We start from the raw sequence: 19,738 nt of genomic DNA, 5'->3' as shown, positions 1-19,738 counted from the left end.
CCTCGACCCTGTGAGGGACTTATGTCTGTACAGTTCAGAAGGAGGAGGCAGGCCGCGGTTGCCGGCCTGAGCCTCCTGGCGCTCGTGCTCGCGGCCTGCTCCGGGCAAGGCTCGGGTGACGACGCGCAGGGCAAGCCGCTGCCGACGATCACCGGGAATCCCGATGTCACGCTGAACGTGTTCGCGCCGCAGTCGGCCGACCAGAACCTCGCCACGAGCGATTTCACCAAGCTGGTGAAACAGAAGCTCAACCTCACCCTCAAGTGGCAGACCACCACGTACGACGGCGGTCCCGCGAAGGAAAAGCGGCAGATCTCGCTGGCCAGCGGCGACTACCCCGATCTGTACCTGCTGATCCCCTGGGTCGACCAGTTCACGACGGCGGACCTGCTGAAGCTGGGAAATCAGGGTGTCGTCGTACCGCTGAACGACCTGATCGACCAGTACGCGCCGAACATCAAGAAGGCGCTGGACTCCACGCCGGAGTGGAAGGCGATGGCGACCGCGCCGGACGGAAAGATCTACGGGATGCCGCAGTGGGTGGACTGCTTCCACTGCTCGTACCCGGACAAGCTGTGGCTGAACTCGGCGTGGCTGAAGAAGCTGGGCCTGGAGCAGCCGAAGACCACCGAGGACATGCGGAAGGTGCTCCAGGCGTTCAAGACCCAGGACCCGAACGGCAACGGCAAGGCCGACGAGATCCCGATCAGCGCGAACGTCCGCGACAACCTCATCCCGTACTTCATGAACGCCTTCATCTACGACCCGCAGGGGCAGAACAACAGCGGCGGCAACAACACCACACTGGTTCTCAACAACGGCAAGGTCGACGTCCAGGCGAACAAGGACGGCTGGCGCGAAGGCCTGCGGTACATCAACTCGCTCTACAAGGAAGGCCTGATCGACAAGGGCGCCTTCACGCAGAACCCGGACGCGATGCAGCAGGAGGGCAACCACGGCGGCTCCGTCATCCTCGGTGGGGGCACCGTCATGCACTCGGGCATCTTCGTCACCGTCGGTTCGGCGGACGGGCGGGACAAGCAGTACGACGCGGTACCGCCGCTGACCGGTCCGGGTGGCGCGAACTACGCCGGCTACGTCTTCCCCAGCATTCCCGGCGCCACGTTCGTCCTGACGTCGAAGGCCACACCGGAGAAGCAGATCCAGGCGATCAAGATGCTCGACTACATCTTCACCGACGAGGGCCAGAAGAACGGGCAGTTCGGTTCCGAGGGCAAGGCCTGGGTCAACCCCGCTCCCGGTGACGTGGCGCTCGACAAGTCGCTGAAGCCGAGCTTCAAGCAGATCCCGCTGAAGCCCGGCTCGAAGCCGCGGAACTCCGGGTGGGGCCCGCTGGCGCAGTACAACAACGCCGCGAAGTTCCGGAACTCCGAGGTGATCGACACCGACATCCACTCGCAGCCCGGGTACGAGCGCAAGCTGTTCGAGGCCACCAAGCTGTACGCCGGCAAGGAGGACAAGGCGCAGATCTACCCGTTCTGGAAGGTGTGGATCGACCCGTCGCTGGCCAGTGAGGTGGCGACCCTGCAGACCAACCTCGAGAACTACATCCAGCAGAACTCGCTGCAGTTCGTCACCGGTTCGAAGAACATCGACAGCGACTGGGACGCCTACGTCAAGGGACTCGAGGGTCTCGGGCTGAAGCGCTACCTGGAGATCCAGCAGACCGCGTACGACAAGGTCCCCACCAAGTAACCCACCCCCTCCGGACCGGCCGATTGGTGAACGGCCGGTCCGGAGCCCTGTCCACCGTTTCGAGGAGCAGCCTGTGCCGTTCGACGCGAGCTTCGAGTCCCTGACCGCCTTCGAGTGCCCGGACTGGTTCCGCGACGCGAAGTTCGGCATCTGGTCGCACTGGGGTGCGCAGTCGGTGCCCCGGTACGGCGACTGGTACGCGCGCAACATGTACCGCGAAGGCAGTGACCAGTACCGGTACCACCTGCGGACCTACGGGCACCCGTCGGAGTTCGGCTACAAGGACCTGGTTCGGCTCTGGCGGGCCGAACGGTTCGACCCGCACGAACTGATGGACCGGTTCGTGGCCGCGGGCGCCAAGTACTTCGTGGCCCAGGCCGCGCACCACGACCACTTCTTCAACTACGCGTCGGACGTCAACCGCTGGAACTCGGTGCGGATGGGGCCGGGCAAGGACATCGTCGCGCTGTGGAAGGCGGCCGCGGACGACCGCGGGCTGCCGTTCGGGCTGACCGAACATCTCGGAGCCACGTTCAGCTGGACGGCCGTCAACAAGGGCGCCGACCGGTTCGGCCGGTACGCCGGGGTGCCGTACGACGGGACGGATCCGGCGTACCAGGACCTGTACCTCGACAACAGCGAGTACCTGCCCGCGGAGGACGTCGACGTGCCGGACCCCTGGTACGCCACCGAACCCGCGTGGCACGAGTACTGGCTCGCGGCCGTGACCGAGATGATCGACAAGTACCAGCCGGACCTGTTGTACACCGACGGCCCGCTGCCGTTCGGCGAGGCCGACTACGGCCCCGGTCTGCGGGCGGTCGCGCATCTCTACAACACCAGCGCGAAGGTTCACGGCGCGAGTCGTGCGGTGTACCAGCAGAAGGACCGCCGGCCCGAGGTGAGCGCGGTCGGCGTGATGGACATCGAGCGGAGCCAGACCCGGGCCATCCATCCCACGCCGTGGCAGACCGACACCTCGGTCGGCGACTGGTTCTACAACGTCCGCGACGTCTACAAGACCGCCGGCCACGTGGTCGAGCTGCTGGTCGACATCGTGTCCAAGAACGGCAACCTGTTGCTGAACGTGCCGCAACTCCCCGACGGCACGATCGACAGCGAGTGCGAGCAGCTGCTCGAGGACGTCGGCGCCTGGATGCGGGTCTGCGGTGAAGGGATCTACGGGACCCGGCCGTTCCGGGTGTCCGGCGAGGGAACGTCGAGCGTGGTCGTCAAGGGATTCACCGAGGACCGGGTCAGCTGGACCAGCGCCGACTTCCGCTTCACCCGCCGCGGCAACACCCTGTACGCGTTCCAGCTGGCCTGGCCCGCCGACGGCCGGTCGGTGATCCGGAGCCTCGTCGACCACGAGACCGTGACGGAGGTCCGGCTGCTCGGCCACGGCCCGGTGCCGTTCGAGCAGTCGTACGGCGTACTGACGGTTCGGCTGCCCGACACCGCTCCGCTGGAGGTGGCGAACTGCCTGGCCATCACCCTGGCCTGAGGCTCCCTACTCCGGGGTGGCCTGCTGACGGCGCCACTCCTGCGGTGTCATGCCGTGGGCCATCCGGAAGCGCCGGGCGAAGTGGCCGGGATCGAGGAACCCCCACTGGGCGGCGATCGACGCGATCGGGCGGTGCCGGCTCTCGGGTGCGGCGAGCTGCCGCCGGGCGGCGGCGAGCCGCTCGGCGATCAGCCACTGCTCGAAGCTCAGGTGGTGCCTGGCGAACAGCTTGTAGAGGTAGCGCAGCGAGATGTTGTGCTCGGCCGCGATCCGGGCCGGGCTGAGCTCGGGATCGGCGAGGTGCCGGCGGGCGTACCAGGTGATCCGGGTGAACAGCACGTCGGTCATCGCCGGTACGTCGTGCCGGGTGTCCTCGGCGGCCGACGTCAGCAGAGCGCGGACGAGCCGGGTGGTGGCCTCACCGAGCATGGCGGCCGCGCTGGATCCCTGGAGCGCGTCGCTGACGGTCGACAGGACCGTGAGGTGGTGCAGCACCAGGTCGTACAGGGGACTGCTGGGCAGCCGCTGAGCCGCCGTACGGACGGTCTCGACGCTCAGTCCGAGGTCGGCGTAGTCGATCTGGAACGCCTGGGACGCGCCGACGCCTCGCCAGGCGAAGTCGTACGGCGTGGTCAGGTCGACCAGCATCAGCTCGCCGGTGCCGACCCGTTGCTGGGCGTTCGCCTGACTGAACCTGCCGGTTCCGATCACCTGGACGGCGAGCGCGAGCCGTTCGGGCGCACCGATCCTGACGTGCTTCGGCGTTCGCACCAGCCGGATGCCCGAACCCTCGCTGCGGAAGAGGTCCGGCGCACCGAGCTGCCAGAAGTCCATCCGTGCGTACACCTCGCCGTCGGGGACCTCGTGCTCCACGCGCGAGGGCACGCTCGCCGACATCATCGCGGCGTAGAAGGCCTCCGCGCGGTCCTGGTGCGGCAGCGCGGCGGTGTCGAGCAGAACAGCCACGCCAGCCCCCTCCCGTTCCCGCCCCCGGGAAGTGTGCACCGAGGGCCCAGCCTCGTGCACCCACATCCTAGGGCGGGCCGCGGGCGGGAGGCTAGGTTTTCGGCCAGCAGGCGCCCCACTGATGCGATCGCCGTCCCCCGTTGCGCTCGACCGACTCCGAGGACCGACCATGATCCTGCGTAAGTGGCCCGTTGCCCATCTCCTGCTGGCGATCGCCCTGATCTTCGGCGTCGCCGGGTCGGCGACCGCCGTGGGCGAGCACCGCCCCAAACCGACTGTCGTCCTGGTGCACGGCGCGTTCGCCGACGCGTCCGGCTGGGACGACGTGGCGCGCAGCCTGCAGCGCAAGGGATATCCGGTGCTGGCACCGGCCAACCCGCTGCGTGGCGTGGACTTCGACAGCGCGTACCTGCGCAGCGTGCTGGCCACCGTGCAGGGCCCGATCGTCCTGGTGGGGCACTCGTACGGCGGCTTCGTGCTCACCAACGCCGCCACGGGCAACCCGAACGTCAAGGCGCTGGTCTACATCGCCGCCTTCGCGCCGGACGCCGGCGAGACCGTCGGCGGACTGTCGGCCCTGTTCCCGGGGAGCCAGTTGGGGGAGGCGGCGCTGGACTTCCGGCCGCATCCTGGTGGCGTAGACGGCTACATCAAGCTGTCGCTGTTCCGGGAGGTCTTCGCCGCCGACGTTCCGCGGGCGACGGCGGCGGCGATGGCGGTCAGCCAGCGGCCCGCCGACGTCGCCACGCTCGGGCAGCCGTCCGGCGTACCGGCGTGGAAGACGATTCCGTCCTGGACGCTGATCGCCAAGGACGACCAGGTCATTCCGGCCGCGGCGCAACGGTTCATGGCGCAGCGCGCCGGAGCTCGCACGGTCCAGGTGGCGGCGTCGCACGTCGCGATGATCTCCGAGCCCGAGGCGACGACCGACCTGATCCTCACCGCTGTCCGCAAGACGTCCTGACACCCGTCGTACGCAAAGGAAACGCTCATGGCTCCTGACACCATCGTCCTGGTGCACGGCTTCTGGGTCACGCCGCGCAGCTGGGAACACTGGATCACGCACTACGAGCAGCGCGGGTTCACGGTGCTCGCGCCGGGGTACCCGGGCTTCGAGGTGGAGGTCGAGGCGCTCAACGCCGACCCGACGCCGATCCTGAAGGTGACCGTGCCGCAGATCATCGAGCACCTGGAGTCGGTCGTCGGCGCACTGGCGGCGCCGCCGATCATCATTGGTCACTCCGCCGGCGGTGCCTTCACCCAGATCCTGCTCGACCACGGCTTCGGCGCGGCGGGGGTGGCGATGAACTCCGCACCCACGGAAGGCGTGCGCGTCGTACCGCTGTCGCAGGTGAAGTCGACGTTCCCCGTCCTGAAGAACCCGGGCAACCGGCACAAGACGGTCCCGCTGACGTTCGAGGAGTGGAAGTACGCGTTCACCAACACGTTCACCGACGCCGACGCCCGCGCGCTGTACGAGCGGTACGCGATCCCCGCCAACGGCGGCATCCTGTGGGGGAGCGTGCTCGCGAATTTCCAGCCCGGCCACCAGGACACCTGGGTCGACTACCACAACGACGACCGGGCGCCACTGCTGTTCGTCTCCGGCTCCGAGGACCACATCATGCCGCCGGAGGTGCAGCGCTCGAACGCCAAGCACTACAAGTCGGACACGGTCACCGAGCACAAGCAGTACGACGGCTACGCGCACCTGCTGCCCGCGCAGGACGGCTGGCAGCAGATCGCCGACGAGGTGCTCGACTGGGCGCTCGCCCACGCCCGTCCGTGAGCGTCGCCCGGATCACGCACATCGGCGGCCCGACCACGCTGATCGAGGTCGACGGCTGGCGGCTGCTCACGGACCCGACCTTCGACCCGCCCGGACGCCGCTACACCTTCGGCTGGGGCTCGGCCTCCCACAAGGAGGCCGGTCCCGCGGTCGCGGTCGAGGACCTGCCGCCGATCGACGCCGTACTGCTCACTCACGACCACCACGGCGACAACCTGGACGACGCCGGCCGCGCGCTGCTGCCGAGCGCCGGCGTCGTCGTGACGACCGTCGCCGGCGCACGCCGGCTCGGCGGCAACGCGATCGGTCTGGCGCCGTGGTCGGCCTATACGCTGCGTGGCCCTGACCGGCCGGCGCTGGAGATCACCGCGACGCCGTGCCGTCACGGACCCCCGCTCAGTCGCGCGATCACCGGAGAGGTCACCGGCTTCGCTCTGCGCTGGGAGGGCCAGGAGCACGGCGTCTTGTGGATCTCCGGCGACACCGTCCTGTACGACGGGGTGCGGCGTGTCGGTGAGCGGTTCGACGTCGGCACGCTGGTGCTGCACCTCGGCGCGGTCCAGTTCGGTGTCACCGGCCCGATCCGCTACACCATGTCCGGCGCCGAGGGCGTCGAGCTCTGCGAACTCGTTCGCCCGCACACTGTTGTCCCGGTGCACTACGAGGGCTGGCGCCATTTCACGCAAGGCCGCGACACCATCGAGCAGGCCTTCGGCGCCGCACCGGCGGCCGTGCGTGACAGCCTGACCTGGCTCACGCTCGGAGTCGCCAAGACGCTGACCGTCTGAGACCTATTGCCCTTCCGCCAGGTACGGAATGGTCTGCGGTCCTTCGGGAAGGACGCACATCGTCGCGCCCGGGCCGGCCTCGGCGAGGGCCTGGGCCGCGGTGGCCGAGATGTCGTGGGTCTGTTCGAGGTGCGCGGCGGCGAGGTCGGTGTCGCTCAGGAAACCGGTGTGCATGACCACTCGATTGGCGGACTGGATCTTGGCCTGGATCTGGATCTGCCACTGGTCCGGGACGGTTTCGGACCGCGCGGCGATCTCGGCCAGCAGCGCTTGGGGGGATTCGGCCGACTCGAGCGCCTTGCGGTACAGGCCGTGGTCCGGGAAGCCGTCGCGGCACTCGGCCGCGCAGATGATCGTCCCGCCCGGGCGGACGACCTGGTAGGCGGCCGACATGCCCTTCACCGCCTGGTACAGGTTCTGGTCGAGCGGGAAGCCGGAGTTCGTGGTGACGACGACGTCGAAGAGCCGGTCGACCGGGCGCATCGCGATCTGCTGCGCGAACGACGCCGCGGCCGCGTGCATCGGCAGCAGGTCCCCGCCGAAGGCCGCGACGACGTCCTGGTCCCGGTTCAGCACGACGTCCAGCGCAAAGGTCACTCCGGTCGCCGTGGCGATCGCCCGGACGTCGTCGTGCACCGGGTTGCCCTGCGTGACACCCCAGGTCGCCCGGGCGTGACCGATCCGCGCCGCGTCGTGCAGGACGAGGACGGTGTCCAGGCCGGCGAGCCCGGGCGCGACCAGCTTCGGGCCGCCCGAGAAACCCGCGAAGAAGTGTGGCTCGACGAAGCCGGTGGTGATGTGGACGTCGGCTTCGCTCCACTCACGGTTCAGCCAGACCGGTACGCCGTTGCCGTGCGTACCCCGCCACACCAGCTGGGCGGAGTCCCTGGCGTCGTGGTTCACGATGCGCACCGAGTCGACGACCTGGTCGCCGAACATCTGCCGCAGCTCGTCCTCGGTGTTCCCCCGATGGGTGCCGGTGGCAACGAGGATGACGATGTCGTCCAGGTCGATGATCCCGTCGAGCTCGTCGATGACGGCCGGGATCATCAGGTGCCGGGGCTGCGGCCGGGTGCCGTCGCAGGCGGAGATCGCCACCGTCTGCCCCGGCCGGACGCGGTCGCGCAACGGCGGGCCGGCCACGGGCTCGCGCAGCGCCGTCCGGATGGCCTCGACCTGGTCGGGGGCGGCCGCGCTGTGGACGGGTTCGACGATCGTCGTGACCTCCGGATCGAAGGTCAGCGACAGCCCTGTCTCGCCGTACGCCAGCCGGGTCTCGGTCCGCATCTCGTCACTCCGGTTCATACCCGGCATCCTACAATTGTTAACGCGCTCAAGAATCACTCGCCATCACCGAAGCCTCTTCCGGCAATGGATGTCCAGCTGGACTTCGAAAATTCTCGTTACGGGACCGTGACGCCGGGATGCCCGGCCGATGTCTTGACGGCCTATGTGTTAACGCTAACACTGTGACCGCCAACAGTCGTGCGGGGTCTGAGATGCGGGAGTGACACCTCTCCCGGAGGGGAACGGTTCGTGAAGAGCAAGCTTGTGGCGGTTCTGAGTGGCGCCCTACTGGTGCTCGGCCTCGGTGCGTGCGGTGGAGAGGGAGCGGGTGGTGCCACCGACACCGCCGCGGACAAGCCGGCCGACCTGACCATCGGGGTCTCGATGCCGACCCAGACGTCGGAACGGTGGATCGCGGACGGCAAGGCGGTCAAGGAGAAGCTCGAGGCCAAGGGCTACAAGGTCGACCTGCAGTACGCGAACGACGACATCCCGACCCAGTCCCAGCAGGTCGACCAGATGATCACCCGCGGCGCCGACGTCCTGATCATCGCCGCGATCGACGGGACCGCGCTGAGCAGCCAGCTGCAGGCCGCGGCCGACAAGTCGATCCCCGTGGTCGCCTACGACCGGCTGATCCGCGGCAGCAAGAACGTCGACTTCTACGTCAGCTTCGACAACTACAAGGTCGGGGTCGCCCAGGCCAAGGCGCTGCTGCGGGGTCTCGGCCTGGAGAAGCCGGACGGCTCGAAGGGCACGAAGACCGGCCCGATCAACATCGAGATCTTCGCCGGCTCGCTGGACGACAACAACACCCAGTACTTCTTCAAGGGCGCGATGGAGACCCTCAAGCCGTACCTCGACAACGGCACGCTGGTCGTCAAGTCCAAGCAGACCGGCATGGAGCAGGTCGCCACGTTGCGCTGGCAGCAGGAGGCCGCGCAGAAGCGGATGGAGGACCTGCTGACCTCGAGCTACAACGACGGGGCCAAGGTCGGTGGCGTGCTCTCGCCGTACGACGGCATCTCGCGCGGCATCATCACCGCGCTGCACAACGCGGGCTACGGCACGGCCGCCAACCCGACGCCGGTGATCACCGGTCAGGACGCGGAGATCGCCTCGGTCAAGCTGATCAACACCGGCGTCCAGAGCTCGACGATCTTCAAGGACACCCGGCTGCTGGCCGAGCAGGCGGTCAACGCCGCCGAGGCGTTCCTGCAGAAGAAGCAGCCGCAGTCCAACGACACCAAGACCTACGACAACGGGGTCAAGGTCGTCCCGGCGTACCTGCTGCCGATCCAGACTGTGTTCAAGGACGACATCCAGAAGCAGCTGGTCGACTCCGGGTACTACACGACCGCCGAGGTCGCCGCCGGTCAGGCGAAGTGATCGACCGCGCCGGGTGCGTGAAGGAGGCTCCGTGAACGACGTCCTGCTCGAGATGCGGGGGATCACCAAGCGGTTCCCCGGGGTGAAGGCGCTCGAGGACGTCTCCCTCAGCGTCCGGCGCGGTGAGATCCACGCCATCTGTGGAGAGAACGGCGCCGGAAAGTCGACGCTGATGAAGGTGCTGTCCGGGGTCTACCCGACCGGCAGCTACGACGGCGAGATCAGGTTCGACGGCCGGCCGGTGCACTTCGGAGGGATCCGCGACTCCGAGGCCGTCGGCATCGTCATCATCCACCAGGAGCTGGCGCTGGTGCCCAACCTGTCGATCGCGGAGAACCTGTTCCTGGGCAACGAACGCCGTGGGCGCGGCGGCCTGATCGACTGGAACCGGTCGAACGCCGACGCCCGTGAGCTGCTGACGTCGGTCGGGCTGCACGAGAACCCGGTCTCCCCGGTGATCCAGCTCGGGGTCGGCAAGCAGCAGCTGGTCGAGATCGCCAAGGCGTTGTCCAAGGAGGTCCGGCTGCTGATCCTCGACGAGCCGACCGCCGCGCTCAACGACGTGGACTCCGCGCACCTGCTCGACCTGCTGCGGCGGCTGCGGGACCGCGGAATCACCTGCATCATGATCAGCCACAAGCTGAGCGAGATCACGGCGATCGCCGACACCACGACGGTGATCCGCGACGGGCGCACGGTCGAGACGCTCGACATGCGCGCCGAGGAGGCGACCCAGGACCGGATCATCCGCGCCATGGTGGGCCGCGACCTGGACAGCTTCTACCCCGACCGGGTCTCCGAGCCGGGCGAGGAGGTGCTGCGGATCGAGGACTGGACGGTGTGGCACCCGACCCAGCAACGCAAGGTCGTCGACGGTGCGGGCCTGTCCGTACGAGCCGGCGAGGTGGTCGGGATCGCCGGTCTGATGGGGGCCGGCCGGACCGAGCTCGCGATGAGTGTCTTCGGTCGCTCGTACGGGCGTGACGTCAGCGGCCGCCTCTACCTGCACGGCCAGGAGGTTCGCGCCCGCACGGTGTCCGAGGCGATCGGCCACGGGATCGCCTACGCCACCGAGGACCGCAAGCGGTACGGGCTGAACCTGATCGCCGACGTCCGGGCGAACGTGTCCGCGGCGGCGCTGGGAAAGCTGGCCCGGGCCGGCTGGGTCAACGCCAACGAGGAGATCAAGGTCGCCGAGCAGGGACGCCGGGAGATGAACATCAAGACCCGGACCGTGCTCGATCCGGTCGGCACGCTGTCCGGCGGCAACCAGCAGAAGGTCGTGCTGTCCAAGTGGCTGTTCACGGATCCGGACGTGCTGATCCTGGACGAGCCGACCCGCGGGATCGACGTCGGGGCGAAGTACGAGATCTACACGATCGTCAACCGGCTGGTGGCCCAGGGCAAGGCGGTGGTCCTGATCTCGTCGGAGCTCCCGGAGCTGCTCGGGATGTGCGACCGGATCTACACCCTGTCGGCCGGGCGGATCACCGGTGAGCTGCCGGTCGGCGAGGCGACGCAGGAAAGGCTGATGGCACGCATGACGACGGACAAGGAGTTCGCGGGATGACCAGCACCGAACCGTCCACCCGTCCGCGGGACGCGGCCGCGGAGGGCGCGCCGTCGGCCGCGCTGCACGTCGGCACCAGCGATCCGCTGACGCTGATCCGGCGCAACCTGCGCCAGAGCGGTATCTACATCGCCTTCGTCGTGATCGTGGCGCTGTTCGCGTTCCTGACCGACGGTGTGCTGCTCAGCCCGGGCAACATCACCAACATCGTGCTCCAGTACTCCTACATCCTGGTGCTCGCGATCGGCATGGTGATCCTGATCATCGCCGGTCACATCGACCTGTCGGTCGGGTCGATCGTCGCGCTGACCGGTGCGGTGTCGGCGGTACTGGTGATCCAGCAGGACCAGCCGTGGTGGGTCGGCGTGGTGGCGGCCGTGGCGGTCGGCAGCCTGGTCGGCGCATGGCACGGCTTCTGGGTCGCGTACGTCGGCATGCCGGCGTTCATCGTGACGCTCGCGGGCATGTTGCTGTTCCGCGGCGTGACGCTGCAGGTCCTGGACAACGTCTCGCTGTCGCCGTTCCCGGGGGAGTACCAGCAGGTCGCCAGCGGCTTCCTGAACGGCCTGCTCGGCGGGAACGGGTACGACGCGTTCACCCTGCTGATCGCCGGGCTCGCGGTGGCCGGGTACGCCGTCAGCGTGTTCCGCACCCGGCTGGCGCGGATCCGCTACGAGCAGCCGGTGGAGTCGTTCCCGCTGTTCGTCACCCGGGTCGTCGTGGTGGCCGCGGTCGTCATGTACTTCGCGTGGCAGCTCGCGCACGCTCGCGGTCTGCCGATCGTCCTGATCATCCTGGCGGTGCTCGTGATCGCCTACGGGTTGATGACCAAGAACACCGTGTTCGGCCGCCAGGTCTACGCGATCGGCGGCAACCTGCCGGCCGCGATGCTGTCCGGGGTGAAGGTCCGCAAGGTCAACTTCTGGATCTTCGTCAACATGGGGTTCCTGGCCGGGATTGCCGGGGTCATCTACTCGTCGCGGTCCAACGGGGCCCAGCCGGCGGCCGGCAACATGTTCGAGCTGGACGCCATCGCGGCGGCCTTCATCGGCGGCGCGGCCGTCGCGGGTGGTGTCGGCACGGTGGTCGGGGCGATGGTCGGCGGCCTGATCATGGCGGTGATGAGCAACGGGATGCAGCTGATGGGCATCGACCAGTCCACCCAGTCGATCGTCAAGGGCATGGTGCTGCTGCTCGCCGTTGCCTTCGACATCTACAATAAACGTCGCGCCGGCGCATCACGGTGACGACGTTCGGAGTCCAGCCATGGGGGGCCCGTTGCGGTTTCGGGAGCAGCAGATCTCGGCGATGACGGCGCCGCGGTGGTAGGCGTCCGCTCGCTGGGCATGTCGGACGTGGCCGCGCACGCGGGCGTGTCGCACCAGACCGTCTCCAGGGTCATCAACGGCCGGCCGAACGTGGCCGCGGCGACCCGGAAGAAGGTGCTGGAGGCCATCGCCGAGCTCGGCTACCGGCCGAACAGCGCGGCGCGGGCCCTGGTGACCGGGTCGTCCCGGACGCTCGGACTCGCGATCGCCAACATCAGCCAGTACGGGCCGGCGCAGACGATGCTCGGCCTGGAACGCGCGGCGCGCGAGGCGGGCTACTTCCTGACCGTGTCGGTCCTCGACGACGACACCGCGGGCGACATGATCGAGGCCGTCGAACGGCTCGCCACCCAGTCGGTCGACGCGATCGTCGCGCTGAGCACGTACGAGGGTGCCGTCCGCGCGCTGCCGGACGTGAGCCCTCGGGTGCCGATGATCGCCGTACAGGCCGAGGACGGCGGGCAGGACAGCGCGGTCTGGGTCGACCAGGAGGCGGGCGCCGCACTCGCGACCCGGCACCTGCTGGAGCTCGGGCACCGTACGGTCCACCACCTGCGGGGGCCGGCCAACGCGCTCGAGGCCGATGCCCGGGAACGCCGCTGGCGCCTGGAGCTCGAAGCGGCCGGCGCCGTGGTGCCCCGGGTGCTGCACGGCGACTGGTGGCCGCCGACCGGTTACCTGGCCGGTCGCGAGCTGATCGCACGGCGCCGCGGGGGAGAGGTGGTCACCGCCGTCTTCGCCGCCAACGACCAGATGGCCCTGGGTCTGCTCCGGGCTTTCGCCGAAGCCGGAATCCGCGTCCCGGACGACATCAGTGTGGTCGGCTTCGACGACGTACCTGAGGCGGCGTACTACGCGCCGCCGCTGACGACCGTGCGGCAGGACTTCGCGGAACTGGGGCGACGCGTCATCCAGGTGGCCCTCGCCCGCATCGGCGGTACGTCGGTCCAGCCCGAGCCGGTCCAGCCGACGCTCTTGGTCCGCAGCACCACGGCGCCGCCGCCGCGCGTCAAGGCGTCAGGTCGCCGGCAGCAGGGGTAGCGCTCACGAAGCAGGATGCGGGCTGGGGAGTGTGTTCGTGGCGAGAAGCCAGTTGGCCGCCTCGCTCAGGGACAGACCGCAGGCGACGGCTCGGGAGTGGAGCAGCGCGCGGGCCAGCTCCATCGGTAGCCGGTACCGCTCGATCAGCACGCCCTCGGCCATGGCGATCACCATCACCGGGCGGTTGAGATTCGGTGGTTCGTCATGGCTGCTCACGCGAGCGCCTGCCCTCGAGAAACGCGCACGCTGCGCCGCGAATCCAACTGATGGTTCACCGCAGACGGCACGCCCAGGCTGACGAGCCGAGGAGCCCTCGGTCACCATCCACTGTACGCGGCGATCCAGCTGCCGACAGGTCAGGCTTCGGGGATCGGCATCCCGAAGGTCGTCAGGGTGATGTCCTCGGGCTCCGGTCCACCGCGCTTGCCGGTCTCGAGGGCGTCGATCGCGGCGAGCTCGTCGGCGGTGAGCTCGAAGTCGAAGACGTCGAGGTTCTCGGCGATGCGTTCGGGCTTCGTCGACTTGGGGATGACGGAGCGGCCGTACTGGAGTCCCCAGCGCAGCATCACCTGAGCCGGCGACTTGCCGTGACTGCGGGCGATCTCGCCGATGACGGGGTCCTCGAGGGCGCTGGTGTGACCGCTGTCGCGGTAGAACGTGATGCCGCCGATCGGCGACCAGGCCTGGTTGACGATGCCGTGCTCGCGGTCGAGGACCTGCACCTCGCGCTGCTGGAAGTACGGGTGGATCTCCAGCTGGTTGACCGCGGGCACCACGGTCGTGGCCGCGAGCAGGTCGCGGAGGTGATCGACCATGAAGTTGCTGACGCCGATGGCGCGGACCTTGCCGTCGGCCAGCAGGGTCTCGAGCGCGCGGTAGGCGGCGAGGGTCCGGTCGAAGTCGCTCGGCAGCGCCTGGTGGAGGATGAGCAGGTCGAGCTGGTCGACGCCGAGCTTGCCGGCGCTCTTGTCGAAGGCGTGCAGCGTCTCGTCGTACCCGTAGTCGCTGATCCACACCTTGGTCTCGATGAACAACTCGTCGCGGGCGATGCCGGAGTCGTGGATGGCTTGCCCGACCTCGCGCTCGTTGCCGTACGCCGCCGCGGTGTCGACGTGCCGGTAGCCGAGCTCGAGCGCCGAGGTCACCGCGGCGCGCGTCTCGTCCGGCGGGGTCTGGAACACACCGAGACCGAGAGCGGGCATCTGGACGCCGTTGTTCAACGTGAGGTTCTGTACCGATGAATCCTTGGCCATGACTTCACGCTACGTCAGAGCCGAGCAGGGACCAGGCCCTGTCATTACCCCTCTCGCCAGTACCTGTTTGCGGGTGGTCAGGGGCGTTGCCGTGCTTGCTGGATGATCGTGGTGGCGGCGTCGGTCAGGGTGGTGTTGTGGTCGGCGGCGTGCCGGACGAGGTGCTGGTAGGCGGCGTCCATCTCGAGGTTGCCGGTGTGGGCCAGAACGCCTTTGGCTTGTTCGATCACGGTTCGGCCGGCCAGGGCGTCGCGGACGCGTTCCTGGAGCTGGTGGTCGGTCAGGTCGGGGGTCTGGACGATGGCGAGGGTGGCCAGGTCGGCGAACGCCTGGGTCAGCTGCCGGGCTTCGTCGTCGAGCGTGCCGGCATCGGTGTGGAACGCGCCCAGGGCTCCGACCAGGCGACCGTGCCAACGCAGCGGGACCGCGTGAACGGCGTGGAAGCCCGCGGCGACGATCGCTTCGCCGACCTCGCCCCAGCGGCCGGTGAGGTCGGCGTCGGAGTCGGCGACCAGCGGCTCGCCATCGCGGGCCGCGTCGACGCACGGCCCGGTGTCGTGCTGCAGCTGGTACAGCTCGAGCTCGGCAGCACGGTGCGAGGTCGCACTGAGGATCTCGAGTCCGCCGTGGTCGTCGTGGACGAGTACGCCGATCGCGTCGGCCGCGGTGAACTTGGCGCAGTCGGCCAGCAGCCGGGACAACGTGTCGGCGACGTCGGTCCGGCTGACCACCGCGGCGGCGGCGTCGACGAGCGCTTGCGAAGCGGTGGAGGCGGTCATGAGGTCTCGCTTTCGGCGTCGTCGGAGAACTTCAGTCGCCGGCTGGTGATCTCATGGGCTACGGCGGACAGCGAAACGTCGTGGGAGAAGGCGTGCGCCCGGAGCAGGGCGATCGCGTCGTCGGGTCTCACCCGGAGCTGGGCCACCACCATTCCGGTCGCCTGGTGGACCTCGGACCGTGCTGCCCAGGGCCCGTCGTCGAGGGTCGACTCGTCCGGCCGGTCCTTGACCAGCGCCACGCCGATGGCGTTGGCCAGGAACTGGGCCGGCTCGTCGGCAGGAACGTCGGTACCGTCCTGATGGATCGTCAGCACCCCGATGACGCCGTCGTCCCAGGGACGGATCGGTACGGCGTGCAGCACAGCGGCCCCGGGAAGGGAGCGCGCGGCGTCGGCGAGCAGGGGCCACGGTCCGGGATCGGTCCGCAGGTCCGCGACCGTGATCGCCCCGGTCCGGAAGGCCGTCGGTCCGGGCCCTTCACCGAGGACCTCCTGGAGGTCTTCGAGGCGGGCCGCGAGGTCGTCGGTCGTGCAGAGCGTCACCCGGTCGGTGTTGGTGTACGACAGCGTGATCGCCGCGCCGTCGCCGCCCAGGATCGCCAGATAGGCGTGGCACAGACGCGACTCCAGCGGCCGGTCCGCGTCGTCGTCGGCGATCAGCCTCGCCAGCCGCACGAGCAGCGTCGTCCGGTCCAGATCGCTCATCTGTTCGTCGTCCCGTCGCTCGAGGTGGTCGGTCGGCACCCGCGGCGGCCGCTCACCGCCTGACGGCCTGCCTTCACGGCCGGTACCCGTGGCGAATCGGCCGCCGGAGCTCGTCGCCCGTCGGTCGGGCGCCGGAGCGCCGCCCCGTCGATCCGGCGTCAGCGGGCCCGGGTGACGGTCTCGGCGATCAGCGCGGCGGCGACGTCGTGCAGCTTGACGTTCGCGGTCTGGGACGTGCGGGCCAGGAACGAGAAGGCCCGGTCCGGGTCGAGCTGGTAGCGCTCCATCACGATGCCGACGGCCTGGCCGATCTGCTCGCGGCTGCCGAGCGCGTGGCCGAGGGTCTCGTCGTGCCGCGACCAGCCGAGCGCGATCGCGGCCAGCCGGGCGAACATCGCGCCCACCTGCCGGGTGTCCATGTCGATCGCGTGCGCCTTGTTCGCGTACAGGTTCAACGCACCGCGCGCGTGCGGCTCGGCCCGGAACTGGAACGCCAGCTGGGACCGGATCCCGAACTCGTCCGCGGCACGTGCGCCGTACCCCGGCCAGCGGTCGTCGGCGGCGAGGTCGTCGACCTGGACCCACGGGTCGCGCAAGGCGGCGTCCAGGCACGGGCCCTCGCGGAGGTCGTACTGGAGCTCGTCGAGCAGGACGGCGACCTGGTCGGTCGGGGCCAGGGTCTCGATCTGCCCGTGACGGGTGGTCAGCGTGATGCTCGCGTGGTCGATCCCGGGGACCGTGTCGGCCGCGCCCTGGGTGATCTGCTCCAAGGCCTCGTCCAGCTTGATCGGGTAGGTCAGGGTCTCCGCGACGGTGTTCATCACCGTCACGATGTTCAGTTCGGTCACCATCGGCTCCTGAGCAGGGGCCGAGCTGGACGCCGACCGGTGCTTACAGTCTGCACGCCTCCGCGCCGAGCACAAGCCTGGATCACTGCGGTGTCAGCAGCCCCTTCTCCTCAACCGTCGCCAAAGACAGCGTGCGGTACCCGACCGCGTCGAACCGGACGACGATCTTGCCGTCCTCGAACCGAAGCACCGCGCCCGGTCCGAACTCCTCGTGCCGCACCCGGTCGTTCACCCGGTACGGCGAATCGGTCGCGCCGGTGTCGGGCAGCCCGGCTTCGCAAGTGTCGCAGTGGCCGCACGGACCGGCGAGTTGCTCACCGAAGTACGCGAGCAGGAACTGCCGCCGGCAGCCGCTCGTCTCGGCGTACTCGCGCATCATGTCCAGCCGCGACTGCTCGACCCGCTGCCTCGTCTCGGCCAGCGCCACGGCGTCGTCGGCGGCCGTAGGGGAGTCGCCGACGGGATGCAGCCGGTTGCGCTTGCCGAACCGCACGGCCCGAACCTGTTCGAGCAGTGAGCAGCACCGTCCGACCAACGGCCGCGAGAGCTCGGTGCGTTCGGCGATCTCGCTGCGGAGCAGGGCTCGCTCCGACCTCCGGATCGTGGTGAGTACTCGCTCGACCAGTTCGACGTCAGGCGGCGACGCGGTCTGGAACCGGCGCAGGCCAAGGTCGCCGGACCCGTGGACGAGCACCGCCTTCGCCTCCTCCCCGTCCCGTCCGGCCCGGCCGATCTCCTGGTAGTAGGAGTCGAGCGAGTCCGCCAGCGCGGCGTGGACCACGAACCGGATGTCCGGCTTGTCGATCCCCATGCCGAAGGCGGTCGTCGCCACGACGACGTCCAGGTCGCCTGCCTGGAAGGCGTCGTGCGTGGCGCCGCGCTGCGCCTTGCGCAACCCGGCGTGGTACGCCGCGGCGCGTCGGCCCCGGTCGGTCAGCGCCGCGGCGTACTCCTCGGTCTCACGCCGGGTGGCCGTGTAGACGATGCCGCAGCCCGAGTTCTCCGTCGCCTGTCGCAGCACGAGCTCCCGCCGTACGTCGATGTCGCTCGCGGGCAGTACCGCCAGGTGCAGGTTCGGCCGGTCGAAGCCGGCGACGACCACCAGCGGGTCGCGCAGCCGCAGCCGCTCGACGATCTCCTCGCGCACAGGCTGCGCGGCGGTCGCGGTCAGCGCCACGGTGACCGGGTGTCCGAGAGCTTCGACGGCGTCGCCGAGACGGAGGTAGTCGGGCCGGAAGTCGTGCCCCCAGGACGTCACGCAGTGGGCCTCGTCGACCACGAACAACGTCGGCTGCGCCGCGGCGAGCCGGTCCAGTACGTCGGGCTTGGTCAACTGCTCCGGGGCGAGAAAGAGGAAATCGATCCGGCCGTCGTCCAGCGCGGCGAAGATCTCGACCCGCTCGGTGCCGCTGATCGTGCTGTTCAGCTCCCGGGCCGCGGCGCCGTCCAGATGGGCGACCTGGTCGTGCTGCAGCGAGATGAGCGGGCTGACCACGACGGTCAGGCCGCCGAGCAGCGGAGCTGTGACCTGGAAGATCGCGGACTTGCCGGCGCCGGTCGGCATCACCGCGAGCGTGTCGCGGCCTTCCATCACCGCGGTCATCGCCGCCAGCTGACCTGGCCGCAGTTCGGTCCATCCGAACCGGGCCCGCGCCTCCTGCTCGAGCTGCTCGCGCACTCGGACCTCCCCCTGGATCGCACTCGGCCCGTGCGGCCGAAAGTTCGACGGTGCGGTACCCGGCCCGATGCCCGGCACGCCTGTTCGCCCCAGCGCGGGAATGCGGGTCCGGCGCCGGGGTACCGGGTAGGGGCTGGTGGCAAGGTTCGACCTGGAGCCGGGAGTCGCTACCAGTTCGTTGTGAGGACCGACATCATGATGCGCTCGGACCGGGGCGGTGGCGGCAGCTCGCGAACCGCGGAGCTGACGGCGGTGGAAGAGGCTGTGGGTGTGCTGATGGAGTCGTTCGGGGTGAGCGCGAGCCGGGCCCGCGAGTTCATCGAGGCTTCGGCCGGCGACTGCGGACGTCCCTCCGAGCTGGTTGCGGAGGTCTTCGTCCACCAGGTCTGGATGGGCGACGACACCTGCTGCGACCGCGCCGTGGCCCGGACCCTGGAACGCGCCCTGCGGGACCTCCCCAGGACGGGGTCGCCGGTTGCTCTGGGTGCGGCTCCGTACGGCGTACCGACCGATACGCCGCACGCAGCCGCGGGGTCAGGCGACGAGTGAGTCGGCGAGGGTGCTTCGGGCTCGGGCGACGCGCGAGCGGATGGTCCCGATCGGGCAGCCCAGGTGGGCGGCGGCCTCGGCGTACGGGACGCCGGCCAGTTGGGTGAGGACGAAGACCTCACGGCGGTCGCGGGGGAGTTGGTCGAGGAGCTCGGCGAGGGCGATGCCGTCGTCGAAGCCGGGGAGGTCGCAAGGCTGGGCCTGGTCCGCGGCGAGTTGCCAGTCCCGGTCGGCGATGCGGGGTCGGGACGCCCGGCGGCGCAGGTCGTCGACGACGGTACGGCGGGCGATGGCCAGCAGCCAGGTCCGGGCCGACGACCGGCCCTGGAACCGGTGCAGGCTGGTCAGCGCGCGCAGGAACGTCTCCTGGGTGAGGTCCTCGGCCGCTTGCGGATCGTCGGCGAGGTGTACGACGTAGCGGCGTACGTCGCGCTGGAGCGCCCGGACGAAGTTGTCCAGGGCCACGAGATCGCCGTTGCGGGCGGCGATCGCGAGATGGGTGCAGGGGTCGTTGGGCGGATGCTCCAACTGGGCAGACGTCATGACAGA

19 protein-coding genes are annotated in these 19,738 nt (G+C 69.3%); 10 read left to right on the top strand and 9 right to left on the bottom strand.

Annotation, left to right across the window (positions count from 1 at the left end; translation table 11 throughout):
- Positions 1–21 precede the first annotated feature (21 nt).
- Both ABD235_RS10815 and ABD235_RS10810 read left to right on the top strand, forming a co-directional pair.
- Entirely contained in the window at positions 22–1,716 is a 1,695-nt protein-coding gene (locus ABD235_RS10815) for a type 2 periplasmic-binding domain-containing protein (protein ID WP_344172641.1), read from the top strand.
- 73 nt (positions 1,717–1,789) lie between these two features.
- The gene (locus tag ABD235_RS10810; protein WP_344172639.1) at positions 1,790–3,220 is read left to right on the top strand and encodes an alpha-L-fucosidase; all 1,431 of its coding nucleotides are present in this window, start codon (positions 1,790–1,792) and stop codon (positions 3,218–3,220) included.
- Positions 3,221–3,226: 6 nt separating this feature from the next.
- Here the strand turns inward: ABD235_RS10810 and ABD235_RS10805 are convergent, their stop codons facing one another.
- Positions 3,227–4,186 carry a helix-turn-helix domain-containing protein gene (locus ABD235_RS10805; RefSeq protein ID WP_344172637.1) on the bottom strand — a complete coding sequence of 320 codons (960 nt, stop codon included), beginning with the start codon at positions 4,184–4,186 and terminating at the stop codon, positions 3,227–3,229.
- Between the two features lie 169 nt (positions 4,187–4,355).
- On the opposite strand from ABD235_RS10805, the gene ABD235_RS10800 reads away from it, so the two are divergent.
- From ABD235_RS10800 to ABD235_RS10790, 3 genes are read left to right on the top strand one after another with little or no spacing between them, the layout of a single operon-like run.
- Positions 4,356–5,150, top strand: a complete 795-nt coding sequence (locus tag ABD235_RS10800) for an alpha/beta fold hydrolase (protein ID WP_344172635.1) — start codon at positions 4,356–4,358, stop codon at positions 5,148–5,150.
- Positions 5,151–5,177: 27 nt separating this feature from the next.
- The gene (locus tag ABD235_RS10795) at positions 5,178–5,975 is read left to right on the top strand and encodes an alpha/beta hydrolase (RefSeq protein ID WP_344172632.1); all 798 of its coding nucleotides are present in this window, start codon (positions 5,178–5,180) and stop codon (positions 5,973–5,975) included.
- The gene (locus ABD235_RS10790; RefSeq protein WP_344172630.1) at positions 5,972–6,763 is read left to right on the top strand and encodes an MBL fold metallo-hydrolase; all 792 of its coding nucleotides are present in this window, start codon (positions 5,972–5,974) and stop codon (positions 6,761–6,763) included. The genes ABD235_RS10795 and ABD235_RS10790 overlap by 4 nt, the downstream gene beginning before the upstream one ends.
- Positions 6,764–6,766: 3 nt before the next feature.
- On the opposite strand, the gene larA is transcribed toward ABD235_RS10790, so the two are convergent.
- Positions 6,767–8,068 (bottom strand): nickel-dependent lactate racemase, encoded by a 1,302-nt coding sequence (gene larA, locus ABD235_RS10785; protein ID WP_344172628.1) that lies wholly within the window; start codon positions 8,066–8,068, stop codon positions 6,767–6,769.
- A 231-nt stretch (positions 8,069–8,299) separates the two neighbouring features.
- Here larA and chvE point away from each other — a divergent pair, with 231 nt between their 5' ends.
- The 4 genes from chvE to ABD235_RS10765 all read left to right on the top strand — a co-directional run bounded on the left by chvE (position 8,300) and on the right by ABD235_RS10765 (position 13,378).
- A complete protein-coding gene (gene chvE / locus ABD235_RS10780) occupies positions 8,300–9,439 on the top strand; it encodes a multiple monosaccharide ABC transporter substrate-binding protein (protein WP_344172626.1) in 1,140 nt (379 codons plus the stop codon).
- A gap of 31 nt (positions 9,440–9,470) precedes the next feature.
- A complete protein-coding gene (gene mmsA, locus ABD235_RS10775) occupies positions 9,471–11,009 on the top strand; it encodes a multiple monosaccharide ABC transporter ATP-binding protein (protein ID WP_344172624.1) in 1,539 nt (512 codons plus the stop codon).
- Positions 11,006–12,256: a multiple monosaccharide ABC transporter permease gene (gene mmsB, locus ABD235_RS10770; RefSeq protein WP_344172622.1), complete on the top strand. Its 1,251-nt coding sequence runs from the start codon at positions 11,006–11,008 to the stop codon at positions 12,254–12,256. Before mmsA ends, mmsB begins: the two co-directional genes overlap by 4 nt.
- A 99-nt stretch (positions 12,257–12,355) precedes the next feature.
- Entirely contained in the window at positions 12,356–13,378 is a 1,023-nt protein-coding gene (locus ABD235_RS10765; protein WP_344172620.1) for a LacI family DNA-binding transcriptional regulator, read from the top strand.
- A gap of 3 nt (positions 13,379–13,381) precedes the next feature.
- On the opposite strand, the gene ABD235_RS10760 is transcribed toward ABD235_RS10765, so the two are convergent.
- The 6 genes from ABD235_RS10760 to ABD235_RS10735 form a co-directional block, all read right to left on the bottom strand.
- On the bottom strand, positions 13,382–13,594 hold the full coding sequence (locus ABD235_RS10760; protein WP_344172618.1) for a hypothetical protein: 213 nt from the start codon (positions 13,592–13,594) through the stop codon (positions 13,382–13,384).
- Positions 13,595–13,734: 140 nt separating this feature from the next.
- Positions 13,735–14,631: an aldo/keto reductase gene (locus tag ABD235_RS10755; protein WP_344172616.1), complete on the bottom strand. Its 897-nt coding sequence runs from the start codon at positions 14,629–14,631 to the stop codon at positions 13,735–13,737.
- A gap of 77 nt (positions 14,632–14,708) precedes the next feature.
- Entirely contained in the window at positions 14,709–15,410 is a 702-nt protein-coding gene (locus ABD235_RS10750) for a GAF and ANTAR domain-containing protein (protein ID WP_344172614.1), read from the bottom strand.
- Positions 15,407–16,114: an ANTAR domain-containing protein gene (locus ABD235_RS10745; protein WP_344172612.1), complete on the bottom strand. Its 708-nt coding sequence runs from the start codon at positions 16,112–16,114 to the stop codon at positions 15,407–15,409. Before ABD235_RS10745 ends, ABD235_RS10750 begins: the two co-directional genes overlap by 4 nt.
- A 158-nt stretch (positions 16,115–16,272) precedes the next feature.
- Positions 16,273–16,965 (bottom strand): GAF and ANTAR domain-containing protein, encoded by a 693-nt coding sequence (locus ABD235_RS10740; RefSeq protein WP_425553099.1) that lies wholly within the window; start codon positions 16,963–16,965, stop codon positions 16,273–16,275.
- Between the two features lie 79 nt (positions 16,966–17,044).
- Positions 17,045–18,640 (bottom strand): RecQ family ATP-dependent DNA helicase, encoded by a 1,596-nt coding sequence (locus tag ABD235_RS10735; protein ID WP_344172608.1) that lies wholly within the window; start codon positions 18,638–18,640, stop codon positions 17,045–17,047.
- Positions 18,641–18,820: 180 nt separating this feature from the next.
- Here ABD235_RS10735 and ABD235_RS10730 point away from each other — a divergent pair, with 180 nt between their 5' ends.
- Entirely contained in the window at positions 18,821–19,189 is a 369-nt protein-coding gene (locus ABD235_RS10730; RefSeq protein WP_344172606.1) for a hypothetical protein, read from the top strand.
- Here ABD235_RS10730 and ABD235_RS10725 read toward each other — a convergent pair.
- Complete coding sequence (locus tag ABD235_RS10725) at positions 19,175–19,732, bottom strand: sigma-70 family RNA polymerase sigma factor (RefSeq protein WP_344172604.1); 558 nt, start codon at positions 19,730–19,732, stop codon at positions 19,175–19,177. The two genes, ABD235_RS10730 and ABD235_RS10725, sit on opposite strands and share 15 nt — an antisense overlap.
- Positions 19,733–19,738 lie beyond the last annotated feature (6 nt).

This window comes from Kribbella lupini (assembly GCF_039529595.1).
Classification (GTDB): domain Bacteria; phylum Actinomycetota; class Actinomycetes; order Propionibacteriales; family Kribbellaceae; genus Kribbella; species Kribbella lupini.
The sequence above is the reverse complement of the archived record's forward strand: the minus strand, read 5'-3'. Positions and strand labels throughout refer to the sequence as shown.